This window comes from Azospirillum sp. BE72 (genome assembly GCF_031455875.1).
In the GTDB taxonomy this organism is placed as follows: Bacteria; Pseudomonadota; Alphaproteobacteria; order Azospirillales; family Azospirillaceae; genus Azospirillum.
In genome coordinates this window covers 1-22029 of sequence record NZ_JAVDTO010000033.1, presented here as the reverse complement: position 1 = coordinate 22029, position 22029 = coordinate 1, and the positions used below count along the sequence as shown (strand labels likewise).

Sequence of the window (22029 nt, the reverse complement as noted above, 5' to 3'; positions counted from 1 at the left end):
GGCCGATCCGCTCGGACCCCGTTTCTCACACCATCACTGTGGGGACAGCCACCCGACCAAGCCAGAGCTTGGTGCAAGGCCCATTACCGCATCTAAGGCCGCAGCCTGCAAGCTGATGCGTAAACTGCTGAAGAAGCACGGTTTCGCGCCCACCCAGGTCACCACCGACAAGCTCCGGTCCTATGGGGCCGCCTTCCGTCAACTCGGTGTGACCGCCCAGCATGAACAACGGCGGCGAACAAACAACCGCGCCGAGGTCTCACACCAGCCGGTGCGGCGACGAGAGCGGAAGATGCAGCGGTTCAAATCATCGGGTTCCGCCCAGCGCTTCGTCTCTCTGCATGCCGCCGTCTACAACACCTTCAACCTCCAGCGCCACCTGGTCTCCCGCCGCACCCTGCGCACCTTCCGGGCACAGGCCGTGGCCGACTGGCAGGCCGCCACCGCCGCGGCATGAACCAGGTGCGAAGTGCGCAAGTTCTACTTGTCGACTCAGTTGCCGTGACAAAGCCCCGGTAGCTCAACGTGAACCGCAGATACAGCCAGATCGCATGCTGAATGATCGCGGGCGGGAAGTGGTGGCGGGCATACGAGAGCGGCGTCATCCCGCGAGGTTACCGTCACGACCGACAGGCCACCATCGTTCCCGTGACAATGCCCGGGGAAATCCTTGGGCAGCATTCGCCATTGGCACCCAGTCATCGCGATGTACAGGATGCCGTTCAGAACCGCACGCAGATCCGTCGTCCACGGCCGACCGAGCCGCCGGGGGCGCGGCAGAAGTGGTTCGATGACACCCCACTCCGCATCCGTCATATCGCTTGAATACCGGAGCTCGTCCCGCCGATACTCCAACCGGGTGATTTCAGTCCAGACCATCTTGGGAAACCCTCGTAGCTCGCAACCACGAACGAATCACAAGACACTGAAATCACTCAATTCCTTTCCGGTCAGCCATTTAAAGATCGATGTTCGGCTCCGGCTCTGCTGCAGTGCCGTGGCTTGAAGCCGCCAACAGGTTGGCACGAACCAGCGTCAGGTGATGAAGCAATTCGGCACGGGCTTTTGCCCCGTCGCGGTCGAGCAGGGCGGAGACGATGCGGCGATGCTGTTCCTGATAAACCGCCCGGCGCTGGGGCGTGACGCTGCGCGCCTTCAGCCGGCCCCACTCCGGCTGGTTGCGGATGTCGTTGATGGCGTCATAGATGTCCATCAGCAGGCCGTTCTTCGTCGCGGCGATGATGGCGACGTGGAGCATTCCGTCCCAATGCTCGAAGTCGGCAACGTCGCGGGCCTGATCGGCGCGCAGCAGATAGTCCTCAAGCCGCTGCAGATCCGCGGCGTTCGCCCGGCTGGCGGCCAGCTCCGCCGCCAGCGGCTCGACCATCAGCCGCACCTCCATCACCTCGGTCGGGCTGGCGCCGTGGATGCGCCGGACGAGGGTCTCGCCGTCCTGCGATCCGATCAGGCGGAGGGCTGCGCCGAGTGCCGGTTCCGGCGAGCCCGAGACGAAGGAGCCGCGGCCGACATGGCGGACGATCTTTCCCTGATCCTCCAACTGGCGCAGGCTTTTGCGCAGGGTGTTGCGGGAAACCCCGAAGCGCTTTTCCAAGTCCCGCTCCGTTGGCAGCTTGGTGCCCGGGCCCCAACTGCCATCGGCGATGTTGCGCTCGATGAACTGCACGACGGCGTTTGCGCCGTTGGCCGCCCGATCCCTGAGATTCAGCGAGTCCATGCCCCTCCTCGCTCCGAGAATTTGCTCCAAACGTGAGCCAATTCTATCCAGCTCCTCCGCTCCGCGCAATACAATCCTTCAACGTTCTTCACGACCAAAGGTCATATTTCCGTTTTTCAGTTGACCAAACAATCACCACGCTGGCCTAATTGGCTCACAAGCCTTTCTGCGGTGCCGGTTTGGCCGGTAAATGGCTCAACAATGGGGCAAGAAGGAAACGCCATGAAGTTTGCGACCATCCAGCTTGATGGACGCCGCGCCGTCGCGGTCATCGATCCGGACAAGAACCGGGTTTGGCCGTTGGAGTCACTCCTCGGCGAAGCGGTGGACGATCTTCTCGACGTCATCCGCCGCTACGACGAGGTCAAGGGGCGGATCGCCATCGAAGGGGACGGAATCAGCCTCTCCCGCGTCCGGCTGGAGGCGCCCATTCCGCGCCCGGCGCGCAACATTTTCTGCGTCGGCAAGAACTACCACGACCATGCCCACGAATTCGCCGGCAGCGGCTATGACAGCAGCACCACCGGTTCCGCCGACGCCGTGCCGGCCCTGCCGATCTTCTTCACCAAAGTCCCCGAAAGCGTCATCGGGCCTGACGAGGCCATCCTCTATCCGCGCGGCATCAGCGAGCAGATCGATTACGAAGTCGAACTGGCGCTGGTGATCGGCAAGGGCGGCAAGAACATCGCGCCGGAGGATGCGTATCGGCATGTCTGGGGCTACACCGTCATCAACGACGTGACCGCCCGCGATGTCCAGGCGCGCCACAAGCAGTGGCTCCTGGGCAAGTCCTTCGACACCTTCTGCCCGATGGGGCCGTGGGTGGTCACCGCGGACGAGCTCGATCCGACCAACCTGGAGGTGAAGACCTGGGTCAACGGCGAGCTGAGACAGAACGCCAACACCCGCGACCTGATCTTCGACATTCCCACCTTGGTCGCGACGGCGTCCGCCGGGATCACGCTGTACCCCGGCGACATCATCGCCACCGGCACCCCGGCGGGCGTCGGACTCGGCTTCTCTCCGCCGAAATTCCTGTTCCCCGGCGACCGCGTCACGGTCGAGGTCAGCGGCATCGGCGCGCTGACAAACACCCTGGCCTGACGGGCGAAAGACGATCATCAACCGAAGAGAGGCGCTTATGGCACCGCAATTGGCCGTCGAGGTGCACGGCAACGGCGATCCGGTCCTCCTGGTCCACGGACTTGGCGGAACCTCGAACGTGTTCGGTCCGCAGGTCGGCGTTCTGTCGCGTTTCTTCCAGTGCATCCGGCCCGACCTTCCCGGGTCCGGGCGCAGCCCGGCCGACGGACAGCTGTCCATCGCCGGTCTCGCCGAGGCGATCGAAGGCGTGATGGACGAGCGCGGCCTCGACCGCGTTCATCTGGTCGGCCACTCGCTCGGCACCATCGTCTGCCAGCATGTCGCCGTCCGGTGTCCGAACCGTGTCCGCAGCCTTGCACTGATCGGCCCGCTCCACGCGCCACCCGATGCCGCCCGTCCGGTCATCCGCGACCGCGCGACCAAGGCGCGGGCGGAAGGCATGGTCGGCATCGCCGACGCCATCGTCCAGGCCGGCACCTCGGCGGACACCAAGGCCAACCGGCCGGAAGTCGCGGCCCTCGTCCGCGAGATCCTGATGCGCCAGGACCCGGAAGGCTACGCCCGCACCTGCGAGGCGCTGGCTGCCGCGGAACCGGCGGACGTCTCCCGGATCGCCTGCCCGACGCTGCTGGTCACCGGCGACGAGGACGGCACGGCCCCGCCGACCGCCGTGCGGGCGCTCCACCGGAAGATCGCCGGATCGTCCCTGCGCCTTCTTGACCGCTGCGGCCACTGGACGACCTTCGAACGCCCCGCCGAAGTGAACGAGGCGCTGATGAACTTCCTGTTCTCGGTGGACTGATGGGCGCGCCGCCGGTTGCCGTGCGGCACATCCTGGCGGTGTGCCGCACCTGCCACCGCTACGCCCCGCCCCGCCCCGGCGAGCCGACGCCGGGGGAGCGGCTCGCCGACCGGCTGGAGACGTTGATCGCCGGAACCGGGCTGGCTGAGCGGCTGACCCTGCGGCGGGTGGAATGCCTCAGCGGCTGCCGACACCCCTGCAACGTGTCGCTGTCCGCCTTCGGCAAGACCCGGCTGCGCTTCAACGGCGTCGGCCTGGAGCAGGCGGAACCGCTGGTCCTTCTGGCGCACCGCTATCTGGACAGCACCCGCGGCGAGGTGCGCGGGGATGCCGGACCGCTCGGGCTGGAGACCCGCATCGCCTCCGCCGTCCCGCCCCCGGCTGCAACGAACTGAGACCCACGAGGAACCGAGGCGACCACGCACGAACGATCACTCACCCCACACCCACCCGCGGCGAGGCGCCAGGACCAAGAAGCTGCCCCCGCAACCGGAGGAAACAATGCCAACGACCCTGTTCACCAATGTCCAGATTCTCGACAGCACCGGTGAGAAGCCCTACGCCGGGGAAGTGCTCGTCCAGGGCAACCGGATCGCCGAGGTTGCCCGGCAGGCCGGCACCATCTCCCACGAGGCGCACCGGGTCGTCGATGGTGGCGGCGCCACGCTGATGTCCGGCCTGTGCGACGCGCACACCCACTTCAGCTGGATCAACCAGGCCGGCCTGGACCCCATCGGCCTGATGCCGGTCGAGGAGCACATCCTGGAGGCGGCGGACAATGCCCGCACCTACCTCGACTGCGGCTACACGATGTGCGTCGGCGCGGCGGCGGCCAAGCCGCGCCTGGACGTCGTGGTCCGCGACTACATCAACAAGGGCCGCATTGCCGGTCCACGCTACCTCGCCAACGGCCCGGAGATCGCCACCATCGGGGGCCTGGGCGACCTGAACCCCAGCCATGTCGGCGCCTACACCTTCGTGGAGGTCGTCAACGGCCCCTACGAGATGCGCGCCTGCGTCCGCCGCCTGCTGAAGGAGGGCGTCGATCTCATCAAGCTGAACCTCTCCGGCGAAGAGATCACCAAGTGCAAGGCGGAAGACACCCCGATGGCCGAGGACGAGATCGCCGAGGCGGTCCGCGAGGCCCATCGCAAGAAGGGGGTGCGCATCTGCGCCCACGCGCGCAGCGCGGAATCGGTGAAGCTCTGCGTCAAATACGGCATCGAGATCATCTATCATGCCAGCTTCGCCGACGAAGAGGCGCTGGACCTGCTGGAGGCCAACAAGGACAAGCACTTCGTCGCCCCCGGCCTTGCCTGGGTCTACCAGACCTGCCACGCCGCGGCCGACTGGGGCATCACCGAGGAGGTCGCCCGCAACATGGGCTATTTCCGTGAGCTCGAGTCCGCGATCGAGACCATGAAGGCGATGCGCAGGCGCGGGATCCGCGTGCTGCCCGGCGGCGATTACGGCTTCGCCTGGACCCCGCACGGCACCTACGCCAAGGACCTGGAATATTTCGTCGAGCTTCTGGGCTTCACCCCGATGGAGGCGATCCAGTCGGCCACCCTGCTGGGCGGCGAGATCATGGGGCGGCCGGGCGAGTTGGGGCTGGTGCGCAACGGCTATCTGGCCGACCTGATCCTGCTGGACGGCGACCCGCTGCAGGACATCACGCTGTTCCAGGACCGGAGCCGCATTCTGGCGATCATGAAGGACGGCTCCTTCCACAAGGAGATGACGCCGCCGGCCCGCGCGCAGGTCAGCGTCGCCGCCTGAGGGCGGCGCATCCCGCCGCAGCCGCGACCCCTCCCCTGCGAAGCTCTCGCACAAAGCTTCGCTTTGTGCTGACGCGACAGGCGGACCGTAGGTCCGCTGAGAGCGGGGGAGGGAACGGGCGGGCTTTGTGCCCTCCATCCCCAGCATCGGGGCCGCCAAGCATGAGATTTTATATTCTCCTGTCGCTGAACGCGTTGACCGTGGCATCGCTGTACTTCCTGGTGGCCAGCGGCTTCTCGCTGATCTTCGGGCTGCTGCGGACCGTCAACATGGCACATGGCGCCTTCTATCTTCTGGGCGCCTATGTCGGGTACGACATCGCGTCCTACACGGGGTCGTGGCTGCTTGGGCTGGCGGGGGGGGCGGTCGCCGTGGCCGCCGTCGGACTGGCGATGCATCTGACGCTGCTGCGCACGCTGGGTGGCGACGAGCTGCGGCAGGCGCTGGTTACCATCGGCTTCGCCATCGTGGTCGGCGACCTGCTGCTGGCCCGTTACGGCGGCATCACCTACCAGTTCTCCCCGCCCGAAATCCTGTACGGCACGACGCCCATGCCGGTGATCCGAGGCTATCCGACGATCCGCCTCGTGGTCATCGCCAGCGCGCTTCTGGTTGGGCTGGGCCTGTGGCTGCTGATCCACCGCACCAGGCTGGGCATGCTGATCCGCGCCGGGGTGGATGACCGCGAAATTCTCTCGGCCATGGGCTTCAACGTGCAGCGGGTGCTTCTGCTCGTCTTCGCGCTCGGCGCCGGTCTGGCAGGGCTGGCCGGAGTGATCGGCGGCAGCGCCCTCTCCATCTCTCCAGGGGAAGATGCGCGGTTCCTGTTGTCCTCGCTGGTCGTGGTCATCATCGGCGGCATGGGCAGTCTGGCCGGGGCGGCGCTGGGCGCGCTCCTGATCGGCTTCGCCGAACAGTTCGGCCTCGCCTTCATCCCGAACTACGCGACCCTGCTGACCTTCCTGCTGATGGTCGCGGTCCTGGCGGTTCGGCCCCAGGGACTTCTCGGACGGGGATGACGCCGATGCCTCAACAATTCCTTCGCCATCCCGTCCTGTGGCTTGCCCTGGCCGGACTGGCCTTCCCGCTGATCGCCGGCGAATTCTGGGTCGGCACCGTCGCCGCCCGCGTGCTGATCATCGGCACCATGGCGCTGAGCCTGACCTTCCTGACCTCCAGCGCCGGGCTGGTGTCCTTTGCCCAGGCCGGGGTGGCGGGCGTGGCCGGCTACACGCTGGCGCTTTTGTCGCCCAACATCACCGGCGTGGGCGTGGTGGTGCCCTGGCCCCTGGCGGTTGGCGCGGCGTTGGTCACGGGAACGCTGGCGGGCCTGTTGGTCGGCTGGGTGTCGGTGCGGTCCAGCGGCATCTACCTGCTGATGATCACGCTGGCGATGTCGGTCAGCCTGTTCTACCTCGTCTCGCAGAACACCGAGATCTTCAACGGTTTCGACGGCATCAACGGGCTGAAGCCGCCGGAACTGTTCGGCATGGACCTGCGGGCGCCCATCCCCTTCTACGGCATGGCTCTGGCCGCTGCCGTCCTGTCGGCCGCCGCGGTCATGCATCTGGACCGCACGCCTTTCGGCCTGCAGCTGCACGCCCTGCGCAATGCCCCGCGGCGGGTCGCGGCGCTCGGCTTCAGCACCACGCTCCTGCGCATCGCCGCCTTCGGCATCGCCGGGCTGATCGCGTCGGTGGGCGGCGTCCTGAACACGTGGTTCAGCGGCCAGATGTCGCCGGGTGCGGTGGACGTGCACGCGGCGGTCAACCTGCTGGTCGTCGCGGTGCTGGGCGGCATCCGGCACCCGCTGGGCGCCTTTCTCGGGGCCGCCGCCTTCGTTCTTCTGGAGAACTACGCCGCGTCGGTCATCGACCGCGAGCGCTTCAATCTGGTGATTGGGGCCGTCTTCATCGTGATCGTCCTCTTCGCGAAGGAAGGCCTGATCGGACTGATCCAACAACTGCGCGCGCAGATCAAGCCGGCCTGGACCGGCATGTGCGCGAAAAACGGGAGGAAAGCGGTATGAAGACGACCTTGCACACGATTCTGGGCGCCGCTCTGGGCGCCACGGCTCTGCTGTCCGGCACGGCCTTGTCCCCCGCCTTTGCCCAGGACATCCGCCTCGGCGCGTTGGCCACCCTGGAAGGCCCCTTCGCCCAATCGGGCCTGGACGGGATGCGCGGCGTCGAGCTGGCCGTGGATGCCTTCGAGGGCAAGGTGGCCGGGAAGCGGATCGTGCTGGTGAAGGAATCCTCCAACGCCAAGCCGGACGTGGCGGTCGCCAAGACCCGCAAGCTGATCGAGCAGGACAAAGTGGACATCGTCGTCGGCCCGCTGTCCGGCGGCGAGGGGATCGCCGTCAAGGAATACGCCAAGTCGGTTCCGTCCAAGACCTTCGTCAACGGCACCTCCGGCGCGCAGGACACGACGTTGCGCGATCCGGCGCCGAATTTCTACCGCTTCACGCTGGACGGCGCGCAATGGCAGGCCGGGCTGGGCAGCTACGCCTACGAGACCAAGGGTTATCGGAACATCGCCATCGTGTCGGAGGATTATTCCTTTCCCTATTCCCAGGTGATGGGCTTCCAGGCCGAATTCTGCAGCCGCGGCGGCAAGATTTCCCAGAAGAACTGGGTGCCGGTCGGCACCAAGGATTTCACCTCCGTCATCGCCAAGCTGCCGGACAACGTGGATGCCGTGTATGTCCTGCTGGGCGGAGCGGATGCGGTGAATTTCCTGACGCAATATTATCAATCCGGCGGGACGGCGCCGCTGGTCGGCAGCAGCGTCACCGTCGACCAGACCGTGCTCAGCTCCAAGGGAGCCTTCAAGAACAAGGTGCTGGGCATGATCTCCGCCGGCCCGGTCGCCGATTCCAACGACGACCCGAAATGGACCGCGTTCGTAAAGGCCTACAAGGCGAAGTATCCGGATGGGCTGGAATCGCCGTCGCTGTTCGCTCACGGCTATTACGTCAGCACGCTGGCGGTGCTCCAGGCGCTGGAGCAGGTCGGCGGCAGGCTGGACGACGGGCAGAAGGCCTTCCAGGCCGCCCTGGCGAAGACCGAGCTGACCGACAGGTCGCCGACCGGCCTGATCCGCCTGGACGAGAACCGGCAGGCCGTCGCCGACAACTTCGTGACCGAGGTTGCCCAGCGGCCCGACGGCGCCTTCTACAGCAAGGTGGTGACGGTGGCGAAGGGCGTCGACCAGGCGCTGGGCATGGACCGGGCCAAGTTCCTGGCGCTCGGCCCGGCCTCCCGCGACAACCCGTCCTGCAACTGACCGTCCGTCTGCCGGAGGCCCGCAATGCCCACGCCGCCGATCCTGGCCGTTCGAGAGGCATCCATCAGCTTCGGCGCCGTGCGCGCGGTGAACGGGGTGTCCCTGGCGCTCGCGCCCGGAGAGCGTCATGCCCTGCTCGGCACCAACGGGGCCGGGAAGACGACGCTCTTCAACGCCATCTCCGGAGAGGTGCCGCTGACCACCGGCGGCATCGCCTTCAAGGGGAGCGACATCTCGCGGCTGCGCCCCCACCAGCGGGCGAGGCTGGGCATCGGGCGCACCTTCCAGACGAGCCTGACCTTCGCCGACCGCTCGGTGGAGGACAACCTCCGCGTCGCGGTGATGGGCAGCCGCGGGCCACGCTTCGGCCTCCGCCCGTGGGGGTCCTACCGGCCGCAGGTGGAGGCGGCGCGGGTCTGCGCCGCGCGCTTCGGGCTGGACGAGGTGCTGGCCCAGCCGGTGGGCACCCTGTCCTACGGCCAGCAGCGGGAACTGGAAATCGCCATGGCGCTGGCCGGGGAGCCGGAACTGCTGCTGATGGACGAACCCGCCGCCGGCATGTCGCCGCAAGGCCGCGGCCGTCTGGTCGAGATCCTGCGCGGATTGCCGCGCAGCATCACCATGCTGTTCGTCGAGCACGACATGGACGTGGCGCTCTCGCTGGCCGACAGGATCACCGTGATGCGCGACGGCGCGGTGGTGGCAGCGGGCACGCCCTCGGACATTCGCGCCAACCCCTTGGTTCGGGAGCTCTATCTTGGTGGAAAGCACTAATTCCCTGGTGGTCAGCGGGCTGGAGGTGCGGCGCGGCGCGCTTCCCGTGCTGCATGGAGTGGAACTGCGGCTCGACGGGCCGAGCTTGGCGATCCTCGGCCGGAACGGGGCGGGGAAGACGACGCTGTGCAGCGCGCTGATCGGGCTGCTGCCCGCCGGACGGGGATCGATCCGCTTCAATGGGGTGGAGCTGGCCGGGCGCAAGCCGCACGACATCGCCGGCCAGGGCGTGTCCATCGTCCCGCAGGGGCGGCGGGTGTTCCCGTCGCTGACCGTGGACGAGCATCTGCGCCTGATGCAGGGCCGGCGCCCCGGCCCCTGGACGGCGGAGCGCGTCTATGAGGTCTTTCCACGACTGGCGGAACGCCGCCGCAACTTCGGTAACCAACTCTCCGGCGGCGAGCAGCAGATGCTGGCCATCGGGCGGGCGCTGCTGACCAACCCGCGCCTTCTGATTCTCGACGAACCGTCGGAGGGCTTGGCGCCGAAGATCGTCGATCATCTGCTGGAGGTGCTGGGTTCCCTGCACCGCGACGGCACGTCCGTGCTGATCGTCGAGCAGAACCTGCGCGTCGGCACCAGCGCGGCGGAGCGCGTCGCGATCATGTCCGGCGGCCAGATCGCTCTGGTCATCTCCTCTCGGGAGTTGTGGGAGGACGATGTCCTGCAGCAGCGCTATCTCGGCGTGGCGTCCCACTGACTCCAATCCACCGGCCGACAGGAACGAAGGAAGGGCAGGGATGAGACTTTCAGGGACATTCGCCGTCGTCACGGGCGGGTCGGACGGCATCGGCTATGCGATCGCGGAGGCTTTCGCCCGCGAGGGGGCCGATCTCTGTCTCGTCGCGCGCAATGCCGCCAAGCTGGAGAACGCCGCCGCAGGACTGGCCCGGAACGGAGCCCAGGTCACAACGGTCGCGGCGGATCTCGGGCGTCCCGACGGCCTTGAGCGGGTCGCGGCGGAGATCGGCGGTCTCGGCCGGGCCGTCGACGTGCTGGTCAACAACGCCGGCACCGCGACCTTCGTCCCCTATCTGGAGGCGAACCGGGTCCAGTACGACCACAGCATCGCCCTGAACGTCACGGCACCCTTCTTCCTGACGCAGGCTCTGGTGCCGCTGATGTCCGCCGCGGGGGGCTCGGTCATCAACATCTCCTCCTACTTCGCCGGAAAGATGTTGCCGGGGCGACCGTCCAGCCTTTATTCCCTGACCAAAGGGGCGCTCAATTCCCTGACCAAGGCCATGGCCTACGAACTCGCACCGCGCGGTATCCGCGTCAACGCCATCGCGCCGGGCACGGTGGACACGGATCTGCGCCGCCGCACCGTCGCCGCGATGCCGGAGGACGCCCAGCGCGCCATGGAAGAGTTGGTCAAGCGGCTTTACCCCTTGGGCCGGATCGGCCAGACCAGCGATCTCGGCGGCATCGCCGTCTTTCTCGCCTCGTCGGAGGCCGCCTGGACCACTGGGGCGATCTTCGCGATCGATGGCGGGCTGACGATCACCTGACGGCGGATATGGAAGGAAAATGCAAGATGAATGAGGCCATGGGCTGGCGCAGCCAGTTGTTCGTCCCCGGCGCGCGTCCGGACCGCTTCGACAAGGCGCTGGCCAGCGGCGCCGACGCTGTCTGCGTCGATCTGGAGGATGCCGTCGCGCCGGCCCAGAAGGAGGAGGCCCGCGCCGCGGCCATCCGCTTCCTGGTGGATGGGGCAGGGCAGGGGGGGACCTGACCGGGTGGTGCGGATCAACAGCGTCCGCAGCCTTGCCGGGCTTCGTGACCTGCTGGCGATTGCCGAGGCCCGTCCCGCGGGTGGAACGGTGGCCGTGCCGCAACTGGAGTCCGCCGAGGAGGTGCAATGGATCGATCAGGTGCTGGCGGAAGCCGGCGTGCCGGTCCGCCTGGTGGCGCAGATCAATACATTGCGAGGCGTCGAGCAGGCGTCGGCCATCGCGGCGGCGTCTTCGCGCCTGGCTGCGCTGATGTTCGGTGGGCTGGATCTGGCGGCGGAACTCGGCGTGCCGGCGTCCTCGGACGCGCTGTTGCTTGCCCGGTCGCGGACTGGGTTCCGGCAGCTTTCGCGCCATCTTGATCGAAACGGCGGGATGAACGTAGAGGGTCACCTCTCTGCACGAGGTGACCGATGCACTGCCCGCACTGCTCGTCGACCGCAACCGCCGAACGTCCGGACCGGACCGCGCACGGCTATCGGCGGTTCCGCTGCCGGGAGTGCGGGCGCCAGTTCAATGAGCGCACAGGCTCGGTGCTGAACCGGCTGCAGGTGCCCACCGACGTGGCCTTCCTCATCTTGCTCTGGCGGCTGCGCCTCAAGCTCAGCTTGCGCGATCTTGCTGAAATCCTGCTGTTGCGCGGCTTGGTCTTCTCCCATGAGGCCGTACGGGAGTGGGAGGCGAAGCTCGCCCCGCTGCTCACCAATGCCTTGCGGCACCGCCGGCGTGGTACTGCGGGGCGCAGTTGGTACGTTGACGAGACCTACCTGAAGGTCGGTGGGCGGTGGTGCTATTTGTACCGGGCGATCGACAGCGATGGCGCCCTGGTCGACGTCTACCTCAGCGAACATCGCGACCAAGTCGCCGCCGAGCGCTTCTTCCGCTCCGCCGTCGAGGTCACCGGCCGCACACCCGACACGATCACGACGGACAAGCACGCTGGCTATCCGCCGGCCATCGCGGAGGTGTTCGGGAATGCCATCGAGCACCGCACCTCCAAATTCAAAAACAACCATTTGGAGCAAGATCACCGTGGGGTGAAAGGGCGTACACGGCCGATGCGCGGATTTCAGCAGCTTAACAACGCCCACCGTTTCTGCCGGGCCCATGACGAAGTGCGCAACTTTCTGCGGCCGGCGACCGGGCGCAACCAGCACGTCCCGGTCGCCCAGCGACGGGCGATCCACGCCGAAAGGGTCGCCGCCTTGCGCGACATGCTCGCCATCGCCTAACCAACCGCGCCGGAAACCGGCCGCACTGCGCCCACTCGCCCGGCTTGGCGCGAGAGCTGATGGAACCCTCACACCAGCCGGTGCGGCGACGAGAGCGCAAGACGCAGCGGTTCAAATCATCGGGTTCCGCCCAGCGCTTCGTCTCTCTGCATGCCGCCGTCTACAACACCTTCAACCTCCAGCGCCACCTGGTCTCCCGCCGCACCCTGCGCACCTTCCGGGCACAGGCCGTGGCCGACTGGCAGGCCGCCACCGCCGCGGCATGAACCAGGTGCGAAGTTCGCAAGTTCTACTTGTCGACTCAGTTGCCGTGACAAAGCCGATGGCGGGCATACGAGAGCGGCGACATCCGAGGAGGATAATGTCACGGCCGGCAAGCCGCCACCCTTCCCGTGACAATGCCCCTCGCGCCCATTGGTGCCAGACCCGACGCCGGCTGAACGTTGACTGCTATGTCTTGTTGCGACCGTAGATGAAGCTCCGGTGCCGGTCGGCACCGGAGCCTGTTCGTCAGGCTCGGACAGGCACACGTGGCCGTCGGGTGAACAGCCAATCGAGCAGGAGCATCACAAGCAGAGACGCCCCCACCAGCGGAAAGACGACGCCGCCGACAGCCAAGATGGTTACCACGCCCCGCAGAACGGCGCGATCCCTGGGCAGTGGCGGGACGCCCAGGGAGCCCTTCGGGCGCCGCTTCCACCACATGACTGCAGCCGACACCGACATCACGATGATCGCCGTGCTGACAACCAGCATGACCAGCTGGTTGGCAACGCCGAACTCCTGCCCCATGTGCACGTTGATGCCCCATTCCAGCGATTTGCCGAGCGGGCCGAAATCCGCAAAGCTCATGTCGATGAGCGGCTTGCCGGTGTACTGGTCGATGTGGACGATGCGCTGCCGGGACAGATCGTCCGGATAGACGGTGGCGGTATAGACGCCTGTCGGCCCATCGGGCGGGTTGACCGCATAGCCCTTCGCCAGACCGAGCTGATCGAAGACCCGCACGGCGGCGTCCAGCGTGATCGCACCATCCCCCGCGCCGGCTCCATGGCCGTCCCCATGGCCGGCAGCCCCATGCCCGTCGCCATGACTGGACGATTGCGGGATTTGCGCCTGCTCAAGCGACCAGGAGGTTGGACCGGTGTCGCTCATGCGCTGTCCCGACATCGGCACGCCGACGTAAACTCCAGTCGGATAGCCGTAATTCGTGCCATTCGCCCACTCGTTGACGTAGCTGCCCCAGAAGACCGACCAGGGCATGCCGGTGATTGCCAGAAACAGGATGAAGAAGCCGGCGACAATGCCGGTGACGGCGTGGAGGTCCCGCCAGAACATTCGTTGCTCCGGTCTGCCGCGTACCGTGACGACGCCACCCGTCTGCCCATCGGACCCGCGTTGGCGAGGCCACCAGAGATATACGCCCGTTCCCACCAGCAGGATGGTCCAACCGCCGACGATCTCGATCAAGCCATTTGCAATGGGTCCGAAGTAGGACAGGCTGTGCAGCTGACGGACGATCCAGATCACCGTGCCCTTGTCGGGGATGTCACCGAGCACCCGGCGGTCATAGGGGTTGACGAAAACGGAGATCTTCTCCCCGGCTGCCGTTTTGATCCCGACCTCGGCCGATACCGTCGGGTCGGCTGGGGGCACATACTTGGTCACCGTGCCCGGTCGTGCCGACAGCGCGGCGTCGACCAGCGATGTCGGCGCGGCCGGTGCGGAGCTCTGCACCGCAACGCTCTTGACGTCCCGGTGTACCAAGCCGTCGATCTCGTCCTTGAACAGGTAGAGCGCACCCGTCACGGCCAGCAGGATGAGGAAGGGGAGGGCGATCAAACCGGCATAGAAATGCCAACGCCAGACAGCCCTGTACAAATCCGACGAGCGGCCGGCACCGCTCCCGGAGGATAAAACCGTATCCGCCATGGAATGATCCTCATACGAGCGCCGTCGCGTGACGCCGGTGGCGAGCCCGCCAGGCGCTGTGATTGGACAAATGAGAAAGGGAAGGAAGGATCAGATCCAGGCTGGAGGTCCGCGCGCTCCGACCGGCAGAGGTGAACGGGTTGGAGCGACGACGGCGGACGGCATCGACGCATGGTGGACCGGTAGATCGAGCGGCTCTCCCGGCGACGACAATACCGGCAGGATCGCGGGGCCGGACGCGACACTCCTCAGGGCACAAATGAGGGCACACAGGGCGCCATGCGATTGATCGGAAACCGGCTTCGTCGGTTCTTCCGGGGCGGGATTCTGAGTGGAGGCGTGGTGCTGGGCGTGCCCGGTGCTTGGCGAGTGGGAGGGCCGCAGCCCGCCCATTCGGTTCACCGGCGCCACCCAAAAGCTCTGGACAATCAAAGCAAAGACTGTTGCGGCGAAAACCAGTCGCCACCATTCCCTTCGCCTTGATCGGACAGGTTTCACGGCTTTGACGCGTTGTGATGAAATGCCGCCATAAGCGCCATCCTAGCCAAGGATGATGGGAAGGAACACCGTTGCGTAAGTCGCTGTACGAATCTCCGAACTGGGACGTTGGTGCGAAAACCGGTCGGAAGTTGGTCTAGGCTGGGGTATCGGGTAGAAAAGCGGCCCCTCTGAGCCCGAGAGTGTGATGCCGTATAAGGCCAACGAGCCCCGCCGTTACCAGATCCCGAAGGCGCACTACGGTGTGGAGAACTGGGCGGCCTACGATGCGGCGCTGCGCCGGCGGGGAGACCTGACGATCTGGAGGCGATCGCTGCGTGGCCGCCGCCCGCCACGGGACGGGGTGGCCGGCCAGCGCGCTACTCCGACATCGCCATCGAGACCAGGCTGATGCTGCGCCTGGCGTTCGGTCGGCGGTGGCGCCAGACCGAGGGTTTGCTGTGCTCGCTCATGCGCTTGCTCGGCCTGGACCTGCCGGTTCCGGATCATACGACGTTTTCCCGGCGCAGCACCAATCTGGCTGTCGCGTCGGCGCTGGCCAGGACGGACAGGCCGGTGACCGTGGTCATCGATTCCACCGGGCTGAAGGTGTTCGGCCGGGGCGAGTGGCACCTGGAAAAGCACGACGGCACAGCGAGCCGATTCTGGCGCAAGCTGCACCTGGCCGTCGACCCCGCCACCGGCGAGATCCTCGCCTCGGCGTTGACGGGCAACGAGGAGGGAGACGCCTCGCTGGTCGGTCCGTTGCTCGACCAGGTCACGGGCCCGATCGGCACGGTCCTGGCGGACGGCGCCTACGACGGCGAGCCAGTCTATCGTGCTGTCGCCGCGCGTGCGCCGGACGCCGAGGTGATCATCCCGCCGCGCGCCACTGCCGTGGTGAGCGACACCGCCGAGAGCGCGCCCACCTGGCGCGACCGCCACATCAAGACGATCAAGGGGCGTGGTCGGCTGGGCTGGCAGCGAGCCGTGCAATACGGCAGGAGATCGTTGGTCGAGGTGGCGATGCTCTGGTACATGGTTTTGATCGGACGCAGCCTGCGCGCCCGCACTCTGCCCGCACAAAAAGCCGAAGCCAAGGCCGCCTGCGCCGTCATCAATCGCATGACCAGCCTCGGCATACCAACCTCCCGGAAGGACGCCTGATCTCCATCGCCTCTGAGCGAAATCTGTCCGCACGCCGAGTTCCGCACCAAAGTCCCCGGGAGGTGAATGCAATTCTGCGGCCCTCAATCCTCCGCTCCGCCGGCAACTTGACAACGGCTCTCGAAGGCCGTCTGGATCAATCTGATAGCCACCTGATGACAGTGCCCAAATCGCCCCAAACCGTTGTAAAATGGAGAGAGGGTCGGTGCAGGAACTGCCCCCAGCAGGTAAGGAGAGGCGATGTTTGTCGTAAGTGAGGACGAGCGGTCTGCCATCCGTCAGGCGTTTGAAGCCGGGGGCGAGTGGGCTGCTGTAGCCGAACTGCGTCGGTACTTTCCGCTCCAACGCAATGAGGATGCTCTGTCAGCCGTGCGGACGATCGTGCGTTGGCCCTCAGAGGCGTCATTGTCCAACCGCAACACCCGCCGTAAGTCGGATCCGCGAAGCTCCCGGGCAACCGCACGCCACGAGCCGACCGTCCCCGAAACCACTATGATCGAACCAGCAAAGATACATGGGCGCAACGCTAATCTTGTTGGGAACGAGCAGTGGATACCAGCGACTTACGAAGCAGTAGCCGCCGATCCCGCTGGGAGAGACGGTATAATAATTATCACGCTTTCTGGCGAAGTGTGCGGTGCCTTCGGGATCGACCAACGTGTGGCCGATGACAAGGCTGCGGTTTGGGTGATCACGCATCTGTCGACTGGACAGCGTCTGCCCCGCGAGTTCCTGACGCGTGAAGCGGCCACCGCCTGTGTGCAGAAGCTTCAGGGGCTGCGCTGCTGGAACAGTGGGGATGCTGCGGTGATGCTGAACCATCCCGATACCCCCCTCGCCCAACGTATTCTGCTGGCGGCACCAGACAGCCGCGAGACGTGAAAGGATGCCGTTAGCAATTCTGCCGTCCGGAAGCGACCGCGCCTTGCCTGCAGTGGACGACGAGAACACCACGCTTCAGAGTGGGAGGGGTAGGGGTGATCAGTCGCCGGTGGCTGAGCTACCCTTGGCCGCCTGAGCAAACCAAGCCGGGTGTCTCCATCCCGGGCTGCGTTCCACCCACAGGCAGGAGCGGACATGGCTAACGGCCACAAGTGGGCGTTCAAGACGAAGCTCCGAGCACGCGCTTTTGGATGGCGCGGGTCTCAAACTGCTGCTGCGCGCCTGAAGGAGGCTGTGGCCGAGATCAAGACCGTCGGCAAGTCCAATCCGTTGGTGGCGGGGGAGGGCGCCCTCGTGCTTATGGAGCGGCTGTGGCCCGCCTTCGAGCAGATCGATACCTCCTCGGGCGCCTTGGGTAGCGCTGTCAACAAAGCACTCGGCGTGCTCATTCCGATCCTTATTATGGCACCGGCCGATCCCAAGACCCGCGCCAAATGGCTGGAGCGCCTGTACCAAGCTGTGCTTGATGACGGAGTGCAGTATCTGTTCCCCGTTGAGCAGCGTTGGGGGGAGATTGCCGTCTATCCTGAACTTATGAACGAGTACGCCGACCTTCTCACACCATCCCTGCAGCGGGTCTGGTCCGATAGCATGCCCGGCGGCTATCTTGTCGGCGGGACGATCGGTCTGTCTTGTTTGCTCGAGGTTGGGCGGTATGGTGACCTGTTGGATCTGCTCGCGACGTCCCGTCATCGCTTCTGGTCGGATCATCGGTTCGGCGCCGAGGCGCTGGCACGCCAGGGGCTGGTTGACGCCGCCATCGCCTACGCGGATGGCTGTCGTGATCCGAAGCTCCGCAGCTATGATGAGAGGGCCATCGACCGCTTCTGCGAGGCACTTTTGCTCCGATCGGGGCGGGCAGACGAAGCCTACCAGCGCTATGGACTTCGCACCGGTGTGGGATCTACCTACTTGGCGATCTATCGCGACACTGTGCGCAGCTACCCCGGTCGGGACAAGCGCCAGCTCCTCCTTGACCTCATTCAGACCCGCGGGGAGGCAGGCAAGTGGTTCGCGGCGGCCAAGGACGCTGGTTTCCTCGACATCGCGCTGGAGTGTGCCAGGTCGATGAGCGCCGAACCGGCGACCTTGATCCGCGCCGTGCGAGACAATGTCGAACGGGAACCTGAATTCGCCGTTCAGGTCGCGGTGATCGCGCTGCGCAGTCTTTTGGCTGGCGGTGGGTATGATCCGATCGTTACAGACCTGCATGCTGCGGTTGGTCATCTGATGGCGGCAGCAAGGCGAATCGGCCGTGAGGATTGGGCTTGGGAACAGCTACAGGCAATGGTGGCCGAACCATGCTCCCCAGGACGGGAACACATGCGAACGGCATTGAGGGATGTGCTCCAGCGCGGAATGCTGGCACCGGCAGCTGGGAACTGAGCCAATTCGAAAAGGGTTGGGACGTGGCACCAGGAGAAGAGCTGGAAATCTCGGTCGCGGCTGTAGAGGCTCTGGGCGCCCGACGTCTGGCAGAGATCCTGGTCGGGCACGCTTGCTGGGACGTGGGGCTGCATCAAGCGCTACGGCTCGCCCTCGCTTCACGCAGCAGCGACGACCGACTGGTTCACACTCTGTGCGATGAACTCCAGCGAATCGAAGCCGATCGCCGGTTCTACGGCTACCGCGAAAGTTCATCTCTGGCCACTGACCTCGACCGTATCCGTGATGCCATCGTCCGGGACCTGCTGCCACGGCAGCCCGCGGCAGCTATCCAGCTGCTCGACCGCTTGATCCGGCTCGACGCCATCGTATTTGATCGATCCGACGATTCTGATGGCATGATCGGTGAGGTCATAAAGCAGGCGGTCGACGATCTGGGAGCAGCCTGGGCAGTGATGCCTGGCCGTGACCAAGTTCGCTTGGCGCATGAGGTCTTCGACATTCTCACCGGGGACGACTATGGCGTTCATGGTGGTGTTGTCAGCGCTTTTGGGGAGGCATTGGGGCAGGAAGGTCTGAGCGAACTGGAGCGCCTGATCCGCGATGATCTAGACCGCTGCCGGGCTGAAGAGCGGGAGGCACGGACCTGGCCTTTGATCCGCGGACTCCAGCAGATCGCCGATGCCCGTGGAGATGTCGACAGCTTCGTCGCCGCCCATCGGCTCGCCGGAACCGAAGATCAGGCCCTGAAGGACATCTGCGAGCGCTTGATTGAGGCAGGGCGCGTAGCCGAAGCCTTGACACGGGTGGAAGCGGCTGCGGTCCCAAGTCATCGGCAATGGGAAGTCGATGACCTCCGTATCCGGTTGCTGGAGCTCGTCGGTCGCCAAGATGATGCCCAAGCTGTGCGCTGGCGGATGTTCTCCGGTAGCCTTTCCGAGCATTCCCTGCGCGCGTACCTTGCTCATCTTCCAAGCGACGAGCATGAGCAGGTGCGCGCGACGGCGGTGGCAATGGCCCGCCAGCATCGCGAAGCGCATGCTGCGCTCAACCTGCTGATCACTCTCGATCTGAATGCGGCAGCAAACCTGGTGCTCACCCGCATCAGCGAGTTGAATGGTAATCATTACTTCAGTTTACGGCCTGCCGCCCAGGCATTGGAAACCAATCACCCCCTTGCCGCCACTCTGCTCTACCGGTGCATGGGCGACGCTGTGCTGGCGCGGGCGCAATCCACCCAGTACGAGCACGTTGTCCGTGATCTCGTCGCGGCCGAGCGATTGGTTTCGGCTGTTGATGATTGGATCAATCATCCATCTCAGGAGGCTTACCAGCAGCAGATCGTCGCCCACCACCGGCAGAAACGGACCTTCTGGAACCTGATGAAGGCTGCTGGCCTGAACTGGAAAGGGTAGGGGGCCAAACTCGATCCCGTGTGTGGCGATTATTCTCTACGGTGGTTTGCGAAATGTTCGGCCCGCGCGATCAGCGCGTGCACCATTGACGGCGGCGGCATTAACCGTGTTCCAGGCGGTAGCGGGTTGACCGGTGACGGTCCAAAGCCTCGGCGATCGCCCTCACCAGCATCTTGGCGTCGCGCATGTCCTGGATGCGGCGGCGCTCTGCGAAATCGATCTGCGAATAATGTTCACCCATCAGCGCTCACGACCCGTAAAGCCCTGTGATTACAAGAAAGTCGCACTTCAGAATAGAACCCACCGCGCTTACAACAAGAAGACACATAATGTGTATCATGGAAATACCTATAGGAGGATTTCTCATGTCAGGAACGTCAAGAACCTAGCCACTCTGCGTGTTTGAGCCGCGTTGCTGACAGGCTTACCATAAGGTTGTCAACAACGTGTCAGGTGCATCATGCACCTCCAGCGCATCGTGATGCCTTCGGGCCTGGTCAGTTGGACGGCTTTCGACGATCACGGCGCGGCCGTTCCGGAGATCCGCGACTTCGTGCTGTTCCTGGAGGCGCGCCGCTACGCGCCCAGCACCATCCGGCACTACGCCCGTCATGTCGTGCAATTGGGAAACTATCTTGGATCCCTGGGCAAGAGCTTCGCGCAACTGACGGCTCCGGAGTTCGACCGCTTCCTCATGTCAGCGGTCCGATACGGCAGCCATCAGGCTACCGTTCACGCTGGAACCGTGCCGCTGCACTGGGAACACTGCACCGGCTCCGCCAGTCTGCACAACCAAGTCCTGTTTTCTATCAAGGGCTTCTATCAGTTCTTGGGGTCACTACACGAAAGTGATCTTTGACTTTGCGCATTTCAGGACTGCCGTCTCGCTTAGGAGCCGGGTCACAAGTCCAGCAACGGTATGGATGATGGGAGGTTATGGTGTGTAGCAGGCGACGTCGACGAGCCGTCGGAGGAGCGGTGGCGGCGTAGCATGGCGGTCATCCAGCGCAATCCGCGGCTGGTAACCGGCTGTTCCGTCAAGGATCGAACGGATTCGGAGCGATAGCTGGCTGGACGAAGATGGGCTCCACAGCGCCGATCCAGGGTATGATCAACACCGATGACGATCGCCCCGTCCGAGACGAAGGCGCTGACCACGGCGTTCAGCGGGGTGCGTGTAAGCTTCAGCCCCGACCAGCGGTTCCGGTTGAGCACGCGGTGAAAAGCGGCGAAGCGGGGATTGTCCGCCAAGCCGAGAGCGCGCAGCTGGTTGGCGACGGTGCGGGGACCAACCGCCAGCACCGCACCGGCCGCGAGCGCGGCCACCGCAGACCGAGTGCGCCCCGAGAAGGCGACCAGGTAGGGCCACAGCCAAGCGACGAAGATCGGGGGACAGGGACAGCGAGGTGTGCCATGGGGCACCTGTGGTGTCATCGAGCATTGACCAGCCGACAACCTTTCGCCGAGGGTATTACGACGCCCGCGGATGACAGGACGAGCGTCCCAAAATGCGCAAAGTCGAATCAGATTGTCCGGGATGTAGGAACGAAAATAGAACTTATGCGGCGAGCAGGGACTGCATTCTTCGCAATGGCCTGAGGCCGGCTTCTGGAAGGGGTTCGGCCCCCCAAACATAGTCACCAGTGAGGCCGATATGCTCCCATCCCAGAGGCGCCACATGCCGCATCAATTCGGGGGTTACGCCATGCCCTTGGCTTGCCAGTTCGGCGAAGGCGGCTTCGAGATAGCGTGTGTTCCATAGGATGATAGCGGACACCAGCAGGTTCAGCCCCGATGCCCGGAAGACCTGGTTCTCGAAGCTGCGATCGCGCATCTCACCCAGGCGATTGAAGAAGATCGCCCTGGCCAGGGCGTTCCGGGCCTCCCCTTTGTTGAGGCCGGCGTTGGCGCGCCTGCGTAGAGCGGGATCACGCAACCATTGCAAGGTGAACGCGGTGCGCTCGATACGGCCCAGTTCCCGCAAGGCCAGAGCCAAGCCATTCTGGCGCGGGTAAGCCGAGAGCCGCCGCAGCATGGCAGAGGCCGTCGCGGTGCCCGAGCGGATCGAGGTCGCCAGTCGCAGCAACTCCGTCCAATTGGCCGTGAGGTGCTCGATGTCGATGGTTCCTCCAACCAAAGGCCGCAGGATGGCCGGCGCCTCCCGGCCGGGCAGCAGGTAGAGCCGCCGATCTTTCAAATCGCGAATGCGCGGGGCGAAGCGGAAACCGAGCAGGGCACACAGGCCGAAGACATGGTCGCTCGT

The 22029-nt window shown here is 65.3% G+C and carries 22 protein-coding genes and 5 pseudogenes; 20 read left to right on the top strand and 7 right to left on the bottom strand.

The genetic code is table 11. The features are described 5' to 3' along the window. On the top strand, positions 1-457 hold a 457-nt coding region (locus J2Y49_RS31995; protein WP_310119772.1), incomplete at its 5' end, for a DDE-type integrase/transposase/recombinase. A gap of 61 nt (positions 458-518) precedes the next feature. On the opposite strand, the pseudogene J2Y49_RS31990 reads toward J2Y49_RS31995, so the two are convergent. From J2Y49_RS31990 to J2Y49_RS31980, 3 genes and pseudogenes are all read right to left on the bottom strand, one after another. Further along, positions 519-605, bottom strand: a pseudogene (locus tag J2Y49_RS31990) (IS6 family transposase); the annotation flags it as partial. A 55-nt stretch (positions 606-660) separates the two neighbouring features. After that, positions 661-879 (bottom strand): annotated as a pseudogene (locus J2Y49_RS31985) (transposase); the annotation flags it as partial. A 79-nt stretch (positions 880-958) separates the two neighbouring features. Beyond that, positions 959-1735 carry a FadR/GntR family transcriptional regulator gene (locus J2Y49_RS31980; protein ID WP_310119771.1) on the bottom strand — a complete coding sequence of 259 codons (777 nt, stop codon included), beginning with the start codon at positions 1733-1735 and terminating at the stop codon, positions 959-961. Positions 1736-1957: 222 nt separating this feature from the next. On the opposite strand from J2Y49_RS31980, the gene J2Y49_RS31975 reads away from it, so the two are divergent. From J2Y49_RS31975 to J2Y49_RS31910, 14 genes and pseudogenes are all read left to right on the top strand, one after another. After that, the gene (locus J2Y49_RS31975) at positions 1958-2839 is read left to right on the top strand and encodes a fumarylacetoacetate hydrolase family protein (protein ID WP_310119769.1); all 882 of its coding nucleotides are present in this window, start codon (positions 1958-1960) and stop codon (positions 2837-2839) included. Between the two features lie 37 nt (positions 2840-2876). Continuing rightward, on the top strand, positions 2877-3641 hold the full coding sequence (locus J2Y49_RS31970) for an alpha/beta fold hydrolase (protein ID WP_310119767.1): 765 nt from the start codon (positions 2877-2879) through the stop codon (positions 3639-3641). Then, complete coding sequence (locus tag J2Y49_RS31965; RefSeq protein ID WP_310119766.1) at positions 3641-4036, top strand: DUF1636 family protein; 396 nt, start codon at positions 3641-3643, stop codon at positions 4034-4036. The genes J2Y49_RS31970 and J2Y49_RS31965 overlap by 1 nt, the downstream gene beginning before the upstream one ends. A gap of 106 nt (positions 4037-4142) precedes the next feature. After that, positions 4143-5420 (top strand): amidohydrolase family protein, encoded by a 1278-nt coding sequence (locus J2Y49_RS31960; RefSeq protein ID WP_310119765.1) that lies wholly within the window; start codon positions 4143-4145, stop codon positions 5418-5420. A gap of 161 nt (positions 5421-5581) precedes the next feature. Then, positions 5582-6439, top strand: coding sequence for a branched-chain amino acid ABC transporter permease (locus J2Y49_RS31955; protein ID WP_310119764.1), 858 nt, complete (start codon positions 5582-5584; stop codon positions 6437-6439). A 5-nt stretch (positions 6440-6444) separates the two neighbouring features. Beyond that, a complete protein-coding gene (locus J2Y49_RS31950) occupies positions 6445-7449 on the top strand; it encodes a branched-chain amino acid ABC transporter permease (protein WP_310119763.1) in 1005 nt (334 codons plus the stop codon). Next, positions 7446-8708: an ABC transporter substrate-binding protein gene (locus J2Y49_RS31945; protein WP_310119761.1), complete on the top strand. Its 1263-nt coding sequence runs from the start codon at positions 7446-7448 to the stop codon at positions 8706-8708. Before J2Y49_RS31950 ends, J2Y49_RS31945 begins: the two co-directional genes overlap by 4 nt. A 24-nt stretch (positions 8709-8732) precedes the next feature. Then, positions 8733-9482 (top strand): ABC transporter ATP-binding protein, encoded by a 750-nt coding sequence (locus tag J2Y49_RS31940; RefSeq protein WP_310119760.1) that lies wholly within the window; start codon positions 8733-8735, stop codon positions 9480-9482. Beyond that, a complete protein-coding gene (locus J2Y49_RS31935; RefSeq protein ID WP_310119773.1) occupies positions 9469-10182 on the top strand; it encodes an ABC transporter ATP-binding protein in 714 nt (237 codons plus the stop codon). Before J2Y49_RS31940 ends, J2Y49_RS31935 begins: the two co-directional genes overlap by 14 nt. Before the next feature lie 40 nt (positions 10183-10222). Then, entirely contained in the window at positions 10223-10993 is a 771-nt protein-coding gene (locus J2Y49_RS31930; RefSeq protein WP_310119758.1) for a glucose 1-dehydrogenase, read from the top strand. Between the two features lie 26 nt (positions 10994-11019). Beyond that, positions 11020-11217: an aldolase/citrate lyase family protein gene (locus J2Y49_RS31925; RefSeq protein WP_310119757.1), complete on the top strand. Its 198-nt coding sequence runs from the start codon at positions 11020-11022 to the stop codon at positions 11215-11217. Positions 11218-11221: 4 nt separating this feature from the next. After that, positions 11222-11755, top strand: a complete 534-nt coding sequence (locus J2Y49_RS31920) for an aldolase/citrate lyase family protein (RefSeq protein ID WP_310119755.1) — start codon at positions 11222-11224, stop codon at positions 11753-11755. Continuing rightward, positions 11749-12447: an IS6 family transposase gene (locus tag J2Y49_RS31915; protein WP_310119754.1), complete on the top strand. Its 699-nt coding sequence runs from the start codon at positions 11749-11751 to the stop codon at positions 12445-12447. The genes J2Y49_RS31920 and J2Y49_RS31915 overlap by 7 nt, the downstream gene beginning before the upstream one ends. After that, positions 12414-12713, top strand: a pseudogene (locus J2Y49_RS31910) (hypothetical protein); the annotation flags it as partial. The gene J2Y49_RS31915 and the pseudogene J2Y49_RS31910, both read left to right, overlap by 34 nt. Before the next feature lie 244 nt (positions 12714-12957). Here J2Y49_RS31910 and J2Y49_RS31905 read toward each other — a convergent pair. After that, positions 12958-14379: a PepSY domain-containing protein gene (locus tag J2Y49_RS31905; protein ID WP_310119753.1), complete on the bottom strand. Its 1422-nt coding sequence runs from the start codon at positions 14377-14379 to the stop codon at positions 12958-12960. A gap of 685 nt (positions 14380-15064) precedes the next feature. On the opposite strand from J2Y49_RS31905, the pseudogene J2Y49_RS31900 reads away from it, so the two are divergent. From J2Y49_RS31900 to J2Y49_RS31885, 4 genes and pseudogenes are all read left to right on the top strand, one after another. Then, a pseudogene (locus tag J2Y49_RS31900) lies at positions 15065-16023 on the top strand (IS5 family transposase). Between the two features lie 660 nt (positions 16024-16683). After that, positions 16684-16905, top strand: a complete 222-nt coding sequence (locus tag J2Y49_RS31895; RefSeq protein ID WP_310119751.1) for a hypothetical protein — start codon at positions 16684-16686, stop codon at positions 16903-16905. A gap of 195 nt (positions 16906-17100) precedes the next feature. Next, positions 17101-18351: a hypothetical protein gene (locus J2Y49_RS31890; RefSeq protein WP_310119749.1), complete on the top strand. Its 1251-nt coding sequence runs from the start codon at positions 17101-17103 to the stop codon at positions 18349-18351. A gap of 23 nt (positions 18352-18374) precedes the next feature. Beyond that, positions 18375-19766 (top strand): DUF6880 family protein, encoded by a 1392-nt coding sequence (locus J2Y49_RS31885; RefSeq protein WP_310119747.1) that lies wholly within the window; start codon positions 18375-18377, stop codon positions 19764-19766. 115 nt (positions 19767-19881) lie between these two features. Here the strand turns inward: J2Y49_RS31885 and J2Y49_RS31880 are convergent. Then, positions 19882-20007, bottom strand: a pseudogene (locus J2Y49_RS31880) (helix-turn-helix domain-containing protein); the annotation flags it as partial. Positions 20008-20226: 219 nt separating this feature from the next. Here J2Y49_RS31880 and J2Y49_RS31875 point away from each other — a divergent pair. Continuing rightward, positions 20227-20625 (top strand): site-specific integrase, encoded by a 399-nt coding sequence (locus tag J2Y49_RS31875; RefSeq protein WP_310119745.1) that lies wholly within the window; start codon positions 20227-20229, stop codon positions 20623-20625. A 41-nt stretch (positions 20626-20666) separates the two neighbouring features. Here J2Y49_RS31875 and J2Y49_RS31870 read toward each other — a convergent pair whose 3' ends face one another. Further along, a complete protein-coding gene (locus tag J2Y49_RS31870; RefSeq protein ID WP_310119744.1) occupies positions 20667-21200 on the bottom strand; it encodes a transposase in 534 nt (177 codons plus the stop codon). A 124-nt stretch (positions 21201-21324) separates the two neighbouring features. Next, a partial coding sequence (locus J2Y49_RS31865) for a Tn3 family transposase (protein WP_310119743.1) occupies positions 21325-22029 on the bottom strand: 705 nt, incomplete at its 5' end.

Excerpts from the sequence above, each read along its gene's own strand:
- J2Y49_RS31955 (WP_310119764.1), top strand. The coding sequence starts at position 5,582 with ATGAGATTTTATATTCTCCTGTCGCTGAACGCGTTGACCGTGGCATCG.
- J2Y49_RS31960 (WP_310119765.1), top strand. The coding sequence starts at position 4,143 with ATGCCAACGACCCTGTTCACCAATGTCCAGATTCTCGACAGCACCGGT.
- J2Y49_RS31905 (WP_310119753.1), bottom strand. The coding sequence starts at position 14,379 with ATGGCGGATACGGTTTTATCCTCCGGGAGCGGTGCCGGCCGCTCGTCG.
- J2Y49_RS31930 (WP_310119758.1), top strand. The coding sequence starts at position 10,223 with ATGAGACTTTCAGGGACATTCGCCGTCGTCACGGGCGGGTCGGACGGC.
- J2Y49_RS31965 (WP_310119766.1), top strand. The coding sequence starts at position 3,641 with ATGGGCGCGCCGCCGGTTGCCGTGCGGCACATCCTGGCGGTGTGCCGC.
- J2Y49_RS31975 (WP_310119769.1), top strand. The coding sequence starts at position 1,958 with ATGAAGTTTGCGACCATCCAGCTTGATGGACGCCGCGCCGTCGCGGTC.
- J2Y49_RS31950 (WP_310119763.1), top strand. The coding sequence starts at position 6,445 with ATGCCTCAACAATTCCTTCGCCATCCCGTCCTGTGGCTTGCCCTGGCC.
- J2Y49_RS31890 (WP_310119749.1), top strand. The coding sequence starts at position 17,101 with ATGGCTAACGGCCACAAGTGGGCGTTCAAGACGAAGCTCCGAGCACGC.
- J2Y49_RS31980 (WP_310119771.1), bottom strand. The coding sequence starts at position 1,735 with ATGGACTCGCTGAATCTCAGGGATCGGGCGGCCAACGGCGCAAACGCC.
- J2Y49_RS31970 (WP_310119767.1), top strand. The coding sequence starts at position 2,877 with ATGGCACCGCAATTGGCCGTCGAGGTGCACGGCAACGGCGATCCGGTC.
- J2Y49_RS31940 (WP_310119760.1), top strand. The coding sequence starts at position 8,733 with ATGCCCACGCCGCCGATCCTGGCCGTTCGAGAGGCATCCATCAGCTTC.
- J2Y49_RS31945 (WP_310119761.1), top strand. The coding sequence starts at position 7,446 with ATGAAGACGACCTTGCACACGATTCTGGGCGCCGCTCTGGGCGCCACG.
- J2Y49_RS31925 (WP_310119757.1), top strand. The coding sequence starts at position 11,020 with ATGAATGAGGCCATGGGCTGGCGCAGCCAGTTGTTCGTCCCCGGCGCG.
- J2Y49_RS31875 (WP_310119745.1), top strand. The coding sequence starts at position 20,227 with ATGCACCTCCAGCGCATCGTGATGCCTTCGGGCCTGGTCAGTTGGACG.
- J2Y49_RS31870 (WP_310119744.1), bottom strand. The coding sequence starts at position 21,200 with ATGACACCACAGGTGCCCCATGGCACACCTCGCTGTCCCTGTCCCCCG.